Origin of the sequence: Serratia odorifera, from assembly GCF_041448735.1 — a bacterium.
Lineage (GTDB): Bacteria > Pseudomonadota > Gammaproteobacteria > Enterobacterales > Enterobacteriaceae > Serratia_F > Serratia_F odorifera.
This window is the reverse complement of the sequence record NZ_JBGMUT010000002.1, coordinates 794,830-809,661: the sequence shown is the minus strand read 5'-3', so window position 1 is coordinate 809,661 and position 14,832 is coordinate 794,830. Positions and strand designations below refer to the sequence as shown.

The window sequence follows — 14,832 nt, the reverse complement described above, 5'->3', positions numbered from 1 at the left end:
AGACATGTCTACACTGACAACGCTTAAAAATATCTCCGTTTCTTTTGGCAGCCGTAATGTGCTGTCGAATATTTCACTCAGCCTGCAACCAGGTCGAATTCTGACGCTGCTCGGTCCGAACGGCGCGGGTAAATCAACGCTGGTGCGCGTGGTACTGGGGCTGATCACGCCGACCAAAGGCGAGGTTGAACGTCAGCCGAATCTGCGTATCGGTTATGTCCCGCAAAAGTTGCACCTCGATGCTACCCTGCCGCTGACCGTCAGCCGCTTTATGCGCCTGAAGCCCGGCGTCAAGAAGGTCGATATCCTGCCAGCCTTGAAGCGCGTGCATGCCGCTCATCTGCTTGATCAACCGATGCAAAAGCTGTCCGGCGGTGAAAACCAGCGCGTCCTGCTGGCACGCGCGCTGCTCAACAGGCCGCAATTGCTGGTGCTTGACGAGCCGACGCAGGGGGTCGACGTCAATGGCCAGTTGGCGCTGTACGACCTGATCGATCAGTTGCGTAAAGAGCTCGGCTGCGCAGTGTTGATGGTGTCTCACGATCTGCACCTGGTGATGGCCAAAACGGACGAAGTGCTGTGCCTCAATCAGCATATTTGCTGTTCCGGTACGCCGGAGGTGGTGTCGATGCACCCGGAATTCATCGCCATGTTTGGCAACCGCGGCGCAGAGCAGTTGGCGATTTACCGCCATCACCATAATCATCGCCACGATCTGCAAGGACGAATTGTGTTAAAGAAAACCGGGGGCCGTGAGGCATGATCGAATTGTTGTTGCCCGGCTGGCTGGCCGGGATTTTGCTGGCCGCCGCCGCCGGCCCATTGGGATCTTTTGTGGTCTGGCGCCGCATGTCCTATTTTGGCGATACGCTGGCACATGCGTCGTTGCTCGGGGTCGCGTTCGGCCTGTTGCTCGATATCAATCCGTTTTATGCGGTGATTGCCGTTACGCTGCTGCTGGCGCTGGTACTGGTGTGGCTGGAGCGTCGCCCGCAGCTTTCCGTCGATACCCTGCTTGGCATCATGGCGCACAGCGCTCTGTCTTTGGGTCTGGTGGTGGTGGCACTGATGTCCAACGTGCGGGTCGATCTGATGGCCTACCTGTTTGGCGATCTGCTGTCAGTCACCATCAGCGATATCGGTATGATTGCCATTGGCGTGGCGATTGTACTGCTGGTGCTATGGTGGCAATGGCGCGATTTGCTGTCAATGACCATCAGCCCGGAAATGGCGCACGTTGACGGCGTCAATCTGGCTCGGGCGCGTACCGTGTTAATGCTGGTGACGGCGTTGACTATCGGCCTGGCGATGAAGTTTGTTGGCGCGTTAATCATTACTTCGCTGCTGATTATCCCAGCGGCCACCGCGCGGCGGTTTGCCCGTACGCCGGAGCAGATGGCGGGATATGCGGTAATCATCGGTATGCTGGCGGTGAGCGGCGGGTTGACCTTCTCGGCGTTTTACGACACCCCGGCCGGTCCGTCGGTGGTGCTGAGTGCGGCAATACTGTTCGTGCTCAGCCTGGCGAAAAAGCAGCAGGCGTAAACGCCGTCATCAGGATGACAAAATAATCGGGCGCAATCTGTTGCGCCCTTTTTATTACTCTTCGCGTTCGATACCGAAATGCTTATAGGCATGCAGCGTGGCCATCCGCCCGCGCGGCGTGCGTTGGATAAAGCCTTGCTGGATCAGGAACGGTTCAATCACATCTTCGATGGTTTCCCGCTCTTCGCCAATCGCCGCCGCCAGGTTATCCAGCCCCACCGGCCCGCCGGTGAACTTATCGATAATTGCCAGCAACAGTTTGCGGTCCATATAGTCAAAGCCTTCGGCGTCGACGTTGAGCATGTTCAACGCCTGTGCGGCCACTTCGCCGCTGATCTGGCCGTTGGCTCGCACTTCGGCAAAGTCACGCACCCGTCGCAGCAGGCGGTTGGCAATACGCGGCGTGCCGCGCGCGCGTCGGGCGATTTCATGCGAACCTTCCGTCGACAGGCTCAGACCAAGGCAATGGGCACTACGTGATACAATGTGCTCCAGATCCGCTACCTGATAAAACTCCAGCCGCTGAACGATGCCAAAACGGTCGCGCAGCGGTGAGGTCAGCGAGCCGGCGCGCGTGGTGGCGCCAATCAGGGTAAACGGCGGCAGGTCGAGCTTGATCGAGCGTGCCGCCGGCCCTTCGCCGATCATGATGTCCAGCTGATAGTCTTCCATCGCCGGATACAACACCTCTTCGACCACCGGCGACAGACGGTGGATTTCATCGATAAACAGCACATCGTGGGGTTCGAGGTTGGTCAGCATCGCCGCCAGATCGCCGGCTTTCTCCAGTACCGGGCCAGACGTAGTACGTAAATTGACGCCCATTTCGTTGGCAACGATGTTCGCCAGGGTGGTTTTACCCAATCCAGGCGGGCCGAATATCAGCAGATGATCCAATGCGTCACTGCGCTGCTTCGCCGCCTGTATGAAGATTTCCATCTGTTCACGAACGTGCGGCTGACCGACGTATTCCGTCAACAGCTTGGGACGAATCGCGCGGTCGATAACCTCTTCTTCGGTAATCGGCTCGGCAGAGATCAGGCGGTCAGCTTCAATCATGTTTTATCCCTTCGCAACGGTTACAGTGCGGCGCGCAACGCGTCGCGGATCAGGGTTTCGCAATCCGCACCCGGCTTGGCGATCTTGCTGACCATGCGGCTGGCTTCCTGTGGCTTGTAACCCAGGGCCACCAGGGCGGAAGCGGCTTCAGCCTCGGCGTCGGCTTCCGGTGTCTGAGTCGCGCTGGCCGGCAGGCTGATTTCGCTGCTGTTGTTGAACAGATCGCCGTTCAGCCCCTTGAAGCGGTCCTTCATTTCCACCACCAGGCGTTCGGCGGTTTTTTTACCAACCCCCGGCAGTTTCACCAGGGCGGTGATTTCTTCGCGTTCTACCGCGCTGACAAATTGCTGCGCCGACATGCCAGACAGGATAGCCAGCGCCAGTTTTGGCCCGACGCCGTTCACCTTGATCAACTCACGGAACAGCGCGCGTTCCTGCTTGTCATTGAAGCCGTATAATAATTGCGCATCTTCACGCACCACAAAATGGGTAAATACGATCGCTTCCTGCCCCAGTTCCGGCAGTTCATAGAAGCAGGTCATCGGCATATGCACTTCGTAACCGACGCCATTCGCTTCCAGCAACACCAGCGGCGGCTGCTTTTCCAGGATATTACCTCTGAGACGACCTATCATTTACCCTCCTGCTTGGATTCCGATCACGGCCTGCGGCCATGCAATGCTGCTAAGCTTATACCATAAAAAAGGCTGGATGAATATCCAGCCCGTGTTGTTGCAGCGCGCGTTTTCAGCGTAGCCGACCTCGCGCCAGATTCAATCGCCCTTCACTCATACGCAGCACGTTTTGGCTAAGGTGGCAATGGGTGATGGCAATCGCCAGGGCGTCGGCGGCATCCGCCTGCGGATTGGCAGAGAGCTTGAGCAACGAGCGCACCATATGCTGCACCTGGCTCTTTTCCGCCGCGCCGGTGCCAACCACCGTCTGCTTGACCTGACGTGCCGCATACTCGAACACCTCAAGGTTCTGGTTGACGGCAGCGACGATCGCCACGCCGCGCGCCTGCCCAAGCTTCAGCGCCGAGTCCGGGTTTTTCGCCATAAACACCTGTTCGATGGCAAAAAAATCCGGCTGGAACTGGGTGATGATTTCGCTGACGCCGGCATAGATCAGTTTCAAACGCGTCGGCATATCATCTACTACCGTGCGAATGCAGCCGCTGGCGATGTAGCTCAACTGACGGCCCTGCTGACGGATCAGGCCATAACCGGTGATGCGTGAACCTGGATCGATACCAAGAATGATCGCCATTGTCAGAGCCGCTCCGTGTGAACAACCAACATTGCCCTGCGCTGTCGCGCATTCGCACGCATTACAGCGTCGCCGCCACCTCGTCGGAGATTTCACCGTTATGGTAAACCTCCTGCACGTCGTCACAGTCTTCCAGCATATCGATCAGACGCAGCAGCTTCGGCGCGGTTTCTTCGTCCATATCGGCTTTGGTCGACGGGATCATCGACACTTCGGCCGCCTCGGCGGTGAAACCGGCGGCGGTCAGTGCGTCTTTCACTTCGCCCAGATTTTCCCATGCGGTGTAGACGTCGATCGCGCCGTCGTCATAGGTCACGATATCTTCAGCGCCGGCTTCCAGCGCCGCTTCCATCAGCGTGTCTTCGTCCAGACCTGGTGCATAGGTGATAACGCCTTTCTTGGTGAACAGGTAAGCCACCGAGCCGTCGGTCCCCAGGTTGCCGCCACACTTGGTGAAAGCATGGCGCACTTCCGCCACGGTACGGTTACGGTTGTCGCTCAGGCATTCGATCATGATGGCGGTGCCGCCCGGACCGTAGCCTTCGTAAATGATGGTTTCCATGTTGCTGTCGTCGTCGCCGCCGACGCCGCGCGCAATGGCACGGTTCATGGTATCGCGCGTCATGTTGTTGGACAGCGCCTTGTCCATCGCCGCGCGCAGGCGCGGGTTGGAATCCGGATCGCCGCCGCCCAGTTTGGCCGCCGTCACCAGCTCACGGATAATTTTGGTGAAAATCTTACCGCGTTTGGCATCTTGTGCCGCTTTGCGGTGCTTTGTGTTGGCCCACTTACTGTGACCTGCCATAAAATATCTCCAAAAATAAAGACTACTGGACTGAATTAATCACAAACTCTTCAATCGCCTGCTGGTTGCTCCATGACTTGGTCAATTTGACGGCGTCGGCCGCCTCAAGCCATTGGTAGGCGTGATGCTCGGTAATCACCGGCTCGCGCTCTTCGGGCAACGCCAGGCAGAACCAATGCTCTTTATTACGCGTGGTTCCCGGCGCATAGCGATGTCGCAAATGGACAAAGAGTTCAAACTCCACACAGCGCTGACAATCGAATAACGGCAGTTTCTCTGCGTCGATATCGATGCCGATTTCTTCCATGACCTCACGCCGTGCGGCACACGGCGGCGACTCATCCAACTCCAGGCTGCCGGTGACCGACTGCCAGAACTCAGTATCATCGCGCCGCTGTAACATCAGCACCCGACCACTGGATCGCGCGTAAATCACTACCAGAATAGACTCGGGACGCTTGTAGTTCATCACTCGCTCTCTTGCTCGGTAGCAGCTTTCTTCACCACGCTGATGGCGAGTTCCTGCAACGCCGCCGGATTGGCAAAGCTTGGCGCATCGGTCATCAGACAGGCCGCAGCGGTGGTTTTCGGGAAGGCGATCACGTCACGGATATTGTCGGTACCGGTCAACAGCATCACCAGGCGGTCCAGACCGAAGGCCAGGCCGGCATGCGGCGGCGTACCGTACTTCAGCGCATCCAGCAGGAAGCCGAACTTTTCGCGTTGCTCATGTTCATTAATGCCAAGAATGCCAAATACCGTCTGTTGCATCTCGCTACGGTGAATACGCACTGAACCGCCACCGACTTCATAGCCGTTCACCACCATGTCATAGGCGTTGGCGATGGCACTGGTAGGATCGTTTGCCAGCGCTTCCGGTGCCATATCACGCGGCGCGGTGAACGGGTGGTGCATCGCCGCCAGACCGCCTTCACCGTCGTCTTCAAACATTGGGAAGTCGACAACCCACAGCGGCGCCCATGCGTCCAGTCTGGTCAGTTGCAAATCGCGGCCCAGCTTCAAACGCAGCGCGCCCATGGCGTCGGTCACGATCTTGTGGCTGTCGGCGCCGAAGAACAGAATGTCGCCGGTTTGCGCTTCGCTGCGCGCCAGCACCGCTTCCAGCACCTCGGCGTTGAGGAATTTGGCGATCGGGCTCTGTACCCCCTCAAGACCGGCGGCGCGGTCGTTGACCTTCAGCCATGCCAGGCCTTTGGCGCCATAGATATTGACGAACGCACCGTACTCGTCGATCTGCTTGCGGGTCAGCTGGGCGCCGCCCGGAACGCGGATCGCCGCTACGCGGCCCTTGGCATCGTTAGCCGGACCGGAGAACACTTTGAACTCGACGTCCTTCACCAGATCGGCCACGTCCACCAGCTCCAGCGGGTTACGCAGGTCCGGTTTGTCAGAACCGTAACGGCGCATTGCTTCGGCGAAGGTCATGATCGGGAAATCGCCGAGATCGACGCCCTTCACTTCTTGCCACAGCTCGCGTACCAGTTGCTCCATGACTTCACGCACCTGATCGGCGGTCATAAAGGAGGTTTCCACGTCGATCTGGGTAAATTCAGGCTGACGGTCGGCACGCAGATCTTCGTCGCGGAAGCACTTGACGATCTGGTAGTAACGGTCGAAGCCGGACATCATCAGCAGCTGCTTGAACAGCTGCGGCGACTGCGGCAATGCGTAAAACTTGCCCTTGTGCACCCGGCTTGGCACCAGATAGTCGCGTGCGCCTTCCGGCGTGGCTTTGGTCAGCATTGGGGTTTCGATGTCGAGGAAGCCGTGCTGATCCATAAAGCGGCGCACGAAGCTGGTGATTTTGGCTCGGGCTTTCAGACGGTCGGCCATTTCCGGGCGACGCAGATCCAGATAGCGGTATTTCAGGCGCGCTTCTTCACTGTTAGTCTGGTTGGAGTCCAGCGGCAGCGGCTCCGAGCGGTTAATGATCTCCAATCCGTGGGCGAATACTTCTACTTCGCCGGTGGCCATGTCTTTGTTGATCTGGCTGTCTGGACGGGCGCGTACGGTGCCGACGATCTGAATACAGAACTCGTTGCGCAACTCGAACGCCTTATCGAACGCCGTTTTCTGGTCCGGATCGAAGAACACCTGTACGATGCCTTCGCGGTCACGCATATCAATAAAGATCAGGCCGCCCAAATCGCGACGACGATTGACCCAACCGCACAAAGTCACTTCCTGGCCCACGTGGGACAGATTCAACTGCCCGCAATATTCAGTACGCATACGCTATCCTTTTACTCAGCCGATGCCGCGCCAGAGAAATTGCTGCTCTGCACGCTGCGGTTATCCGATGAACGCTTATTACCTGTTTTGAATCGCCTCGCGCGACGCCGCTCGGCGGCGCAGACACATTCGTAAATCGGCATAGGTCGTGGGATTAAAGAGTGTTGAAAAAAGGCGGTCATTATAAAGGAAATTCATCCGTCCGATAAGTGCGAACACAGCATTGTTCAACGGCTAAATGGCGCGTTTTTACCCGAATCAACACATTGATTAACAAAATTCCCGTTAACCCGGCGCAGAATTTTCACGTAGCCTGAAACAAGCCGCTGTAACGCACCGGGTTACGCGTGCCGGTTACAGCGGTGATTTAATCCATTTACACCATGAGAAAATCGCCATGTTAAACATTGACGCCCAAACCACCGCGCTAGTGGTTATCGATTTGCAAAACGGTATTCTGCCCTACGCCGGCGGCCCGCACAGTGCGGAACAGGTGGTAACGCACGCCGCCCACCTCGCTGGACGTTTCCGCGCGCTTGGCGCACCGGTGATGATGGTACGCGTCGGCTGGTCCGATACCTTTGCCGAAGCGTTGAAACAGCCGGTCGATCGGCCAACGCCGGCACCGGTTGGCGGCTTGCCCGCTGATTGGTGGACCTTCCCGGAGGCACTGGCGGTCGACGACAGCGATATTTTGATCGTCAAACGCCAATGGGGAGCGTTCTACGGCACCGATCTGGAAATGCAGCTGCGCCGTCGCGGCATAACAACCCTGGTGCTGGGCGGCATTGCCACCAACATCGGCGTTGAGTCCACCGCCCGCGCCGCATGGGAACGAGGCTTTGAACTGATTATCGCCGAAGACATGTGCAGCGCGCCGAACGCCGAGATACACCGTTTTGCCTTTGAGAACATTTTTCCACGCCTGGCGCGAGTGCGCAGCACCGGTGAAATTCTTGCCGCGCTTCAGGTTGCACGCTAACGTAGGCATTATTTTTTGTGCTGCCCTGCCGGGGCAGCCGATGCATGACGAAGGCGCTGATGTATATCGGATTACCACAATGGCAACACCCGGCCTGGCAGCGTATCGGGCTGCGCGACCTGGCTGACTACAGCCGCTACTTTAACTGTGTGGAAGGCAATACCACCTTTTATGCGCTGCCGAAGCTGGAGATCGTTCAGCGCTGGCACGCCATGACCGATGACAACTTTCGCTTCTGCTTCAAGTTCCCCTCCGCTATCAGCCATAAGGCAGCATTGCGCAATTGCAGCTCGGATATTCAGGCTTTCTATCAGTGTCTGACGCCGATACAGCCACGCATCGGCCAACTGTGGCTGCAATTGCCGGCAGCCTTCGGCCCGGCCGAGCTGCCGACAATGTGGGCGTTTTTCGACACGCTGCCCAAGGCGTTTACCTACGGGGTGGAGGTGCGTCACCCGGCGTTTTTCGCCAAGGGCGAAGAAGAACGCCTGCTGAATCAGGGATTACATCAGCGCGGTATCAACCGGGTGATCCTCGACAGTCGACCGGTGCATCACGCCGCCGCCAACAGTGCCGCCGTACGCGACGCCCAGCAAAAAAAACCGATGCTGCCGGTGCACGCGCTGATTACCGCCAATAATCCGCTGGTGCGCTTCATCGGCGGCGATGTGCTGGAAGATAATCTGCGCTGGTTTGCCCCCTGGCAACAGAAACTGCCCGATTGGCAACGGCGGCACAATCCTTACCTTTTTATTCACACCCCGGATAACGGAGATTCACCACAACAGGCGCAAAAAATCTGGCAACAGCTGCGGCGGGTTATCCCCTCATTGCCCGCGCCACCGGACTGGCCAGAACAGAACTCACTGTTTTAACCAATTAATCGGACGTATTACATCAGATTTTTCTCCGCGACAGCCGGACTAATGGCAGTTATCATGCTGCTGCCAGTTTTGGTTAGGGAATGGAGTTAAATAATGGTAAGCGCGCTTTATGTAGTGCTCGGCGCATTGTTGTTGATCAAACTCTCTTACGACGTAGTCAAACTCAGAACACAGTATCGCGTCGCCTATGGCGACGGTGGCTTTTATGAACTGCAAACCGCCATTCGTGTCCACGGCAACGCCGTTGAATACATCCCGATTGCCGCCGTGCTGCTGGTAATGATGGAGATGAACGGTGCTGGAGTATGGATGATTCACGTGTGCGGCCTGATGCTGATGGCCGGTCGGCTGGTGCATTATTACGGTCTGCGCAACCGTGAAGTCAGCTGGCGTCGTTCTGGCATGTCCGCCACCTACATTGCCCTGGTGCTGATGGTGTTGGCAAATATCATCTACCTGCCATGGGATCTGATCTTCAGTCTGTACTGATGTTGCCGGTTCAAGGCGGCTTTGCCGCCTGTTCCCGAATCAGAGACTTGAATCCACGCGCCCGCCATTCTCCGCGCGCTGCCAACGGCCAACGCCAGCGAGTGCAAATCGCTGTCGCACGGTCGCACCGCGATGCAACTCGAATTATTTAGGCTAAATCTGCTAGAATACGCCCCTCCGAATTCTGAGCTGATTTTTTGCCGCTATGCCAAACCGCGATACTCTATTTTCCGCCCCGATAGCCAAACTGGGCGACTGGACCTTCGACGAACGCGTCGCTGAAGTGTTTCCCGACATGATCCAGCGCTCCGTTCCCGGCTATTCCAATATCATTTCCATGATTGGCATGCTGGCCGAGCGTTTCGTACAGCCGAACAGTCAGGTGTACGATCTGGGCTGTTCGCTGGGCGCGGCGACGCTGTCGATGCGGCGAAACATCAAGGTTGACGGCTGCAAAATCCTGGCCATCGACAATTCCCCGGCGATGGTCGAACGTTGCCGTCGCCATATTGATGCCTTCCGCGCCGATACGCCGGTTGAGGTGATCGAGGCCGACATTCTCGATATCAACATCGAGAATGCATCAATGGTGGTACTGAATTTTACGCTGCAATTCCTCGAGCCCGCCGATCGTTTGCGCCTGTTGCAGCATGTATATCGTGGTCTACGCCCGGGCGGCGCACTGGTGTTGTCCGAAAAATTCAGCTTTGAAGACGGCGACATCGGCGAACTGCTGTTCAATATGCATCACGATTTCAAACGCGCCAACGGCTACAGCGAACTGGAGATCAGCCAGAAACGCAGCATGCTGGAAAACGTCATGCTGACCGACTCGGTAGAGGCCCATAAGGCACGGTTGAAGCAGGCCGGCTTTGAGCATGCTGAAGTGTGGTTCCAATGCTTCAACTTCGGCTCACTGATCGCCTTGAAGTCAGGAGAAACGGCATGATTGAGTTCGGTGATTTTTATCGGCATATTGCCAAAAGCCCACTCAGCCACTGGCTGGATACCCTGCCGGCGCAAATCTCCGCCTGGCAGCGCGAATCGCTGCACGGTAAATTCAAACAATGGTTCAATTCGGTAGAACACCTGCCGTCGTTGACCCCTACCCGACTTGACCTGCTCCACGGCGTACACGCCGAGCTGGATCAGCCGCTGTCGGCCGGCCAGCGTGAAGGCATCGAAAAAATGCTGCGCACCCTGATGCCATGGCGTAAAGGGCCGTTCTCGCTGTACGGTATCGATATCGAAACCGAATGGCATTCCGACTGGAAGTGGGAGCGGGTATTACCGCATATTTCTCCCTTGGCCGGCCGAACGGTGCTGGATGTCGGCTGCGGCAGCGGTTATCACATGTGGCGCATGATCGGCGCCGGGGCGCAGTTTGTGGTTGGCATCGACCCGATGCAGCTGTTCCTGTGCCAGTTCGAAGCGGTACGCAAACTGCTGGGCGGCGATCAGCGTGCCCATCTGTTGCCGTTGGGGATTGAGCAACTGCCGGAACTGGCGGCGTTCGACAGCGTATTTTCCATGGGCGTGCTGTATCACCGTCGTTCGCCGCTGGATCACCTGTATCAGCTGAAGAATCAGCTGGTGCGTGAAGGTGAACTGGTGCTGGAAACGTTGGTAGTAGAAGGCGATCGCCATCAGGTCCTGGTGCCGGGTGACCGCTACGCGCAAATGCGCAACGTCTATTTTATCCCGTCGACCGAAGCGCTGAAATGCTGGCTGGAAAAATGTGGTTTCGTTGATGTAACCGTGGCAGATATCAGCGTCACCAGCACTGAAGAACAGCGTCGCACCGACTGGATGACCAGCGAGTCGCTGGCGGATTTCCTTGACCCGAACGATCGCAGCAAAACCATTGAAGGCTATCCCGCACCACGTCGCGCGGTGCTGATCGCCAGAAAACCTTAAAAAAGCTCGCCAGGTTGCCAAACGGCCGCCGACGCGGCCGTTTGGTTAGCGTTTAAGGTCGCATGGCCAATCGCTGTTGGGCAGCGCGTTCCGCCCGCTGCAATATTTCCTGCAGGTCGTCTTCGTCAATATCGAGAAACTCGCCGTCCATCAGCGCGACATGCAGATCTGCGCGGGTGATCGGTACGTCAATCGGTAGCGGTTCCGGTTTGGCCTCCGTGTCGGCCAACGCATGCGGATAGCGTCGACCCGCCAGATTGTTGAACACCAGTGCCAGCAGCGCCAGCAACACGGAATTGAGCAACACCGGGGTCAACACAAAGCCGTAGCCCAACTGATGCACCGTCGGCCCGCCGAGGATCGCCGTCAACGCCACTGCCCCGCTCGGCGGATGCAAACAGCGCAGTTTGAACATCAGCACAATGGCGATGCCCACTGCAACGCCGCAGGCGATACCGGGATCGGCGATCGGCACGCCGACGCTGACCCCCACCGTCGCCGCCACCAGGTTGCCACCAACGATTGACCACGGCTGAGCCAATGGACTACCCGGCACGCCAAACAGCAATACCGCAGAGGCGCCCATCGGCGCGATAAACCATAAGTTGGCCTCCCCCAGCATCCAATGGCTGATCCAGCCGGTAATCATTAATCCTAAACCGGCGCCGCAACCGGAGATCAGCATCTCCTTTTTTCCTACGCCCAACGGGTGCGGCCATAGGCGCGCGCATCCAATCTTCAACTGCTTAACTAACGGGTTAATCATGCTACCTGACAATAATAAAATTAACGTTTCGGCAGCAAATATATCACACGACCGTGGCGGGTTGCTCTCTTGCCTGCCATGCCAGGGCTGAATGCGCAAAAAAGCCCCGACCAGAAGGTCGGGGCTGATGTATGGAGACACGGACGAAAGGAGATTTTAACGAGCCAGAAGAGCAACCACCGACGCACTAGGCGCTTTGCGCCATCGGATCAACCAGCGCCAGCGCATTCTTCATCGCCTCGACCATCTCGCCATCCACGCAATAATGGCTGAATTCGTCAAATTCATTATCGGCGCACATGGTCACCCCCGCCTTGCGGTAGCGCATGGTCGACGGTACGGTATGGCCAGACGAACTGTGCAGTTCCCGAATGCCGATATCGACAAACTTGTGCAGATTGCTCAATCGCACCCCGGCACCGGCCATAATCACCGGCCCCTGACTGGCCTGCTGCAAATCACGCAGCAGCGGCAACCCCAGTTCGGCATTTTGTTGCTGGCCAGAGGTCAGAATACGCGCAATACCAAGATCGGTAAGTTGCGCCAGTGCGGTCATCGGGTTCTGGCACATGTCGAAGGCACGGTGGAAGGTCACCGCCATATCACCGCTCAGCGACACGATCTCCTGCATCCGCCGCAGATCGATATGCCCTTCTTCGTCGAGCATCCCCACCACCACGCCGGCGAATCCCATGTCACGCATCAATGAGATATCGCTTTTCATCACGGCAAAGTCTACCGCGCCGTAGCAGAAATCGCCTGCGCGCGGACGAACGATCGGATGTACCGGAATACTCAGCCGTTCACGCGCCAACAACAGGGAACCGTAGCTTGGCGTCAGACCGCCCTCGCTCTGACTGGCACAGAGTTCAATACGATCGGCGCCTGCCCGTTCAGCCGTCAGTGCGCAATCTACGCTATAGCAACAAACTTCCAGTTTAATCATTGTCACCCCCAGATGACGGCCAAATAACACAACGGTTGTTAAGCACCAGACTTCTCGCCTAGGCTCAAAGCATCAATATTGAAACGGTTCAGGAGATAACTATGGCATTCAATTTTGATCAATGGGTAGACCGCAGTCACAGTGAAAGCGTTAAGTGGGACAGATATCACGATCGCGACATTATTCCGCTGTGGGTTGCCGACAGTGATTTTCGCTCCCCGCCGGCGGTGATCGACGCGCTGCAACAGCGGGTCGCCCACGGCGTATTCGGCTACAGCCATCCTTCCCCTGTTCTTATTGAGGTTTTTATCCGGCGCATGGTAGAGCGCTATAGCTGGCACATCAAGCCCGAATGGCTGATTTTTTTGCCCGGTCTGGTGTGTGGGCTGAACCTGTGCGTACGTGCCTTTACCGATGCAGACGCCGGCACGCTGGCTCCGGCGCCAATTTATCCACCGTTTCGCAAAGCGGCGGCATTTGCCGGCTGCCGCCAACTCTCCATCCCCATGCAACTGCGCGCGCAGCGCTGGCTACCGGATTTGTCCTCCGCAGCCAGTCAATTGAACGGGCGAGAAAAGCTCTTGTTGCTGTGTAATCCGCACAACCCCGGCGGCACGGTTTATCGCCGCAATGAGCTACTGGCGCAGCAGCAATTTGCACAAGCGCACCAGTTGATCGTCTGCTCCGACGAAATCCATTGCGATCTGTTGCTCGAGCCCGGCTTGCAGCACATCCCCTTTGCCACGCTGAATGAGGATGCGGCGCAGCGCAGCATAACCCTGATGTCACCGTCTAAAACCTTCAATATCGCCGGGCTGGGGGCGTCAATGGCCATCGTGCCCAATAGCGAGTTACGGCGCGCGCTGTGTCGTGAACGTCGCGGCATTGTGCCGGAGGTCGACGTGCTGGCACTGGTGGCGGCCCAGGCGGCCTATTGCCACGGCCAGCCATGGCTAGACGCCCAGCTAGACTATCTGCGTGGTAACCGTGATTTGGTGATGGCGTGCATCACTGCCCTGCCCGGTTTGCAGTTGCAGCCGGTGGAAGCGACCTATCTGGCCTGGATCGATTGCAGCGGGCTGCCGGTCGACAACCCGCATGCATTTTTTGAACAGGCCGGCGTCGGCTTGAGCCCCGGCCTGGAGTTTGGCGATCGACGATTTGTGCGGCTCAATTTCGCCTGCCAGCGTGCCTTGCTGCAACGCGCGTTGCAGCGTATGTCCAACGCCGTGCAAGCGCTGATGGGCTAGGCACCTTCGCTGGCGACAATCTCACGCAACGTATAAGGATGGAATTTGATGGTTACGCTGCCATCGGTGATCGCCAACGTTGGATTTGGCAAGCGTTCGCCTTGGCCTTTTGGCGAACTCTGCTTGAGTTTGATGCCCGGTGCCAACAGCGCCTGATCCGGCAACAGCGCCAGCGCGCGCGCGTACAGCGTCTGCGGATCGCCGCCAAGCGCCAGTTCCACATGTTCCCAGCCTTCATGCGGGTAACGCTTCTCACCGGGATACGGCAACTCGATGCAGTCAATGCGCCACGGCCCCACCGACAGCGGTTCTGCCAGACTGAACAGGCAGATCGGTCGGCCATTAATCATCGCCTCGGAGATCAGAGTGCCGCATTGCAGCAATCCCCGCCGCCAGCGTTCGGCGGTGGCCTGCTGGTGGCAACGTAGCGAAATATGATCGGCAGTAAACTGCGACAGATCGAGATGCAGTTTTTCGGCAAATTGCGCCAGCGCCTGCTCAAAACGCGGCAGATCCAGCACCAGGTCGCCCAGCTCGGCGATAGCGGATAAATTGGTCATAAAGCTCCTGCGACAACACAACCACATTGCAAACGGCATAATTTACACTGGCAGCGCGCCGACCGCCACGTTCGGCCATATTAAATTCATCATTGTATGATGAGATA

The 14,832-nt window shown here is 57.5% G+C and carries 17 protein-coding genes; 8 read left to right on the top strand and 9 right to left on the bottom strand.

Features of this window, described 5'->3' with window-relative positions; all coding sequences use genetic code 11:
* Positions 1–4: 4 nt before the first annotated feature.
* Positions 5–763 (top strand): zinc ABC transporter ATP-binding protein ZnuC, encoded by a 759-nt coding sequence (znuC, locus tag ACCC84_RS09925; protein ID WP_273869795.1) that lies wholly within the window; start codon positions 5–7, stop codon positions 761–763.
* Entirely contained in the window at positions 760–1,545 is a 786-nt protein-coding gene (gene znuB / locus ACCC84_RS09920; RefSeq protein WP_004962121.1) for a zinc ABC transporter permease subunit ZnuB, read from the top strand. The genes znuC and znuB overlap by 4 nt, the downstream gene beginning before the upstream one ends.
* A 54-nt stretch (positions 1,546–1,599) precedes the next feature.
* Here the strand turns inward: znuB and ruvB are convergent, their stop codons facing one another.
* From ruvB to aspS, 6 genes are all read right to left on the bottom strand, one after another.
* Positions 1,600–2,604 carry a Holliday junction branch migration DNA helicase RuvB gene (gene ruvB, locus ACCC84_RS09915; RefSeq protein WP_004962119.1) on the bottom strand — a complete coding sequence of 335 codons (1,005 nt, stop codon included), beginning with the start codon at positions 2,602–2,604 and terminating at the stop codon, positions 1,600–1,602.
* Between the two features lie 20 nt (positions 2,605–2,624).
* Positions 2,625–3,239: a Holliday junction branch migration protein RuvA gene (ruvA, locus tag ACCC84_RS09910; protein ID WP_088499710.1), complete on the bottom strand. Its 615-nt coding sequence runs from the start codon at positions 3,237–3,239 to the stop codon at positions 2,625–2,627.
* Between the two features lie 112 nt (positions 3,240–3,351).
* Positions 3,352–3,873 carry a crossover junction endodeoxyribonuclease RuvC gene (gene ruvC / locus ACCC84_RS09905; protein WP_004962113.1) on the bottom strand — a complete coding sequence of 174 codons (522 nt, stop codon included), beginning with the start codon at positions 3,871–3,873 and terminating at the stop codon, positions 3,352–3,354.
* A 61-nt stretch (positions 3,874–3,934) separates the two neighbouring features.
* Positions 3,935–4,678 (bottom strand): YebC/PmpR family DNA-binding transcriptional regulator, encoded by a 744-nt coding sequence (locus tag ACCC84_RS09900; protein ID WP_004962110.1) that lies wholly within the window; start codon positions 4,676–4,678, stop codon positions 3,935–3,937.
* A gap of 22 nt (positions 4,679–4,700) precedes the next feature.
* Positions 4,701–5,147, bottom strand: coding sequence for a dihydroneopterin triphosphate diphosphatase (nudB, locus tag ACCC84_RS09895; RefSeq protein WP_004962103.1), 447 nt, complete (start codon positions 5,145–5,147; stop codon positions 4,701–4,703).
* Positions 5,147–6,931 carry an aspartate--tRNA ligase gene (aspS, locus tag ACCC84_RS09890; RefSeq protein WP_004962101.1) on the bottom strand — a complete coding sequence of 595 codons (1,785 nt, stop codon included), beginning with the start codon at positions 6,929–6,931 and terminating at the stop codon, positions 5,147–5,149. Before aspS ends, nudB begins: the two co-directional genes overlap by 1 nt.
* A gap of 397 nt (positions 6,932–7,328) precedes the next feature.
* On the opposite strand from aspS, the gene ACCC84_RS09885 reads away from it, so the two are divergent.
* The 5 genes from ACCC84_RS09885 (at position 7,329) to cmoB (ending at position 11,203) form a co-directional block, all read left to right on the top strand.
* Complete coding sequence (locus tag ACCC84_RS09885) at positions 7,329–7,913, top strand: hydrolase (RefSeq protein WP_371901801.1); 585 nt, start codon at positions 7,329–7,331, stop codon at positions 7,911–7,913.
* A 59-nt stretch (positions 7,914–7,972) separates the two neighbouring features.
* A complete protein-coding gene (locus tag ACCC84_RS09880) occupies positions 7,973–8,788 on the top strand; it encodes a DUF72 domain-containing protein (protein WP_164844309.1) in 816 nt (271 codons plus the stop codon).
* A 102-nt stretch (positions 8,789–8,890) separates the two neighbouring features.
* Positions 8,891–9,286, top strand: a complete 396-nt coding sequence (locus ACCC84_RS09875) for an MAPEG family protein (protein ID WP_004962088.1) — start codon at positions 8,891–8,893, stop codon at positions 9,284–9,286.
* 205 nt (positions 9,287–9,491) lie between these two features.
* Positions 9,492–10,235: a carboxy-S-adenosyl-L-methionine synthase CmoA gene (gene cmoA, locus ACCC84_RS09870; RefSeq protein WP_004962084.1), complete on the top strand. Its 744-nt coding sequence runs from the start codon at positions 9,492–9,494 to the stop codon at positions 10,233–10,235.
* Positions 10,232–11,203, top strand: coding sequence for a tRNA 5-methoxyuridine(34)/uridine 5-oxyacetic acid(34) synthase CmoB (gene cmoB / locus ACCC84_RS09865; protein ID WP_004962081.1), 972 nt, complete (start codon positions 10,232–10,234; stop codon positions 11,201–11,203). The genes cmoA and cmoB overlap by 4 nt, the downstream gene beginning before the upstream one ends.
* 52 nt (positions 11,204–11,255) lie before the next feature.
* Here cmoB and ACCC84_RS09860 read toward each other — a convergent pair whose 3' ends face one another.
* Both ACCC84_RS09860 and cutC read right to left on the bottom strand, forming a co-directional pair.
* Positions 11,256–11,969: an HPP family protein gene (locus ACCC84_RS09860; RefSeq protein WP_004962079.1), complete on the bottom strand. Its 714-nt coding sequence runs from the start codon at positions 11,967–11,969 to the stop codon at positions 11,256–11,258.
* Positions 11,970–12,156: 187 nt separating this feature from the next.
* A complete protein-coding gene (gene cutC, locus ACCC84_RS09855; protein ID WP_004962076.1) occupies positions 12,157–12,915 on the bottom strand; it encodes a copper homeostasis protein CutC in 759 nt (252 codons plus the stop codon).
* Positions 12,916–13,016: 101 nt separating this feature from the next.
* On the opposite strand from cutC, the gene ACCC84_RS09850 reads away from it, so the two are divergent.
* On the top strand, positions 13,017–14,165 hold the full coding sequence (locus tag ACCC84_RS09850) for a MalY/PatB family protein (RefSeq protein WP_004962074.1): 1,149 nt from the start codon (positions 13,017–13,019) through the stop codon (positions 14,163–14,165).
* Here ACCC84_RS09850 and ACCC84_RS09845 read toward each other — a convergent pair.
* Positions 14,162–14,725 (bottom strand): VOC family protein, encoded by a 564-nt coding sequence (locus tag ACCC84_RS09845; RefSeq protein WP_004962071.1) that lies wholly within the window; start codon positions 14,723–14,725, stop codon positions 14,162–14,164. The genes ACCC84_RS09850 and ACCC84_RS09845 overlap by 4 nt on opposite strands.
* Between the last annotated feature and the right edge of the window lie 107 nt (positions 14,726–14,832).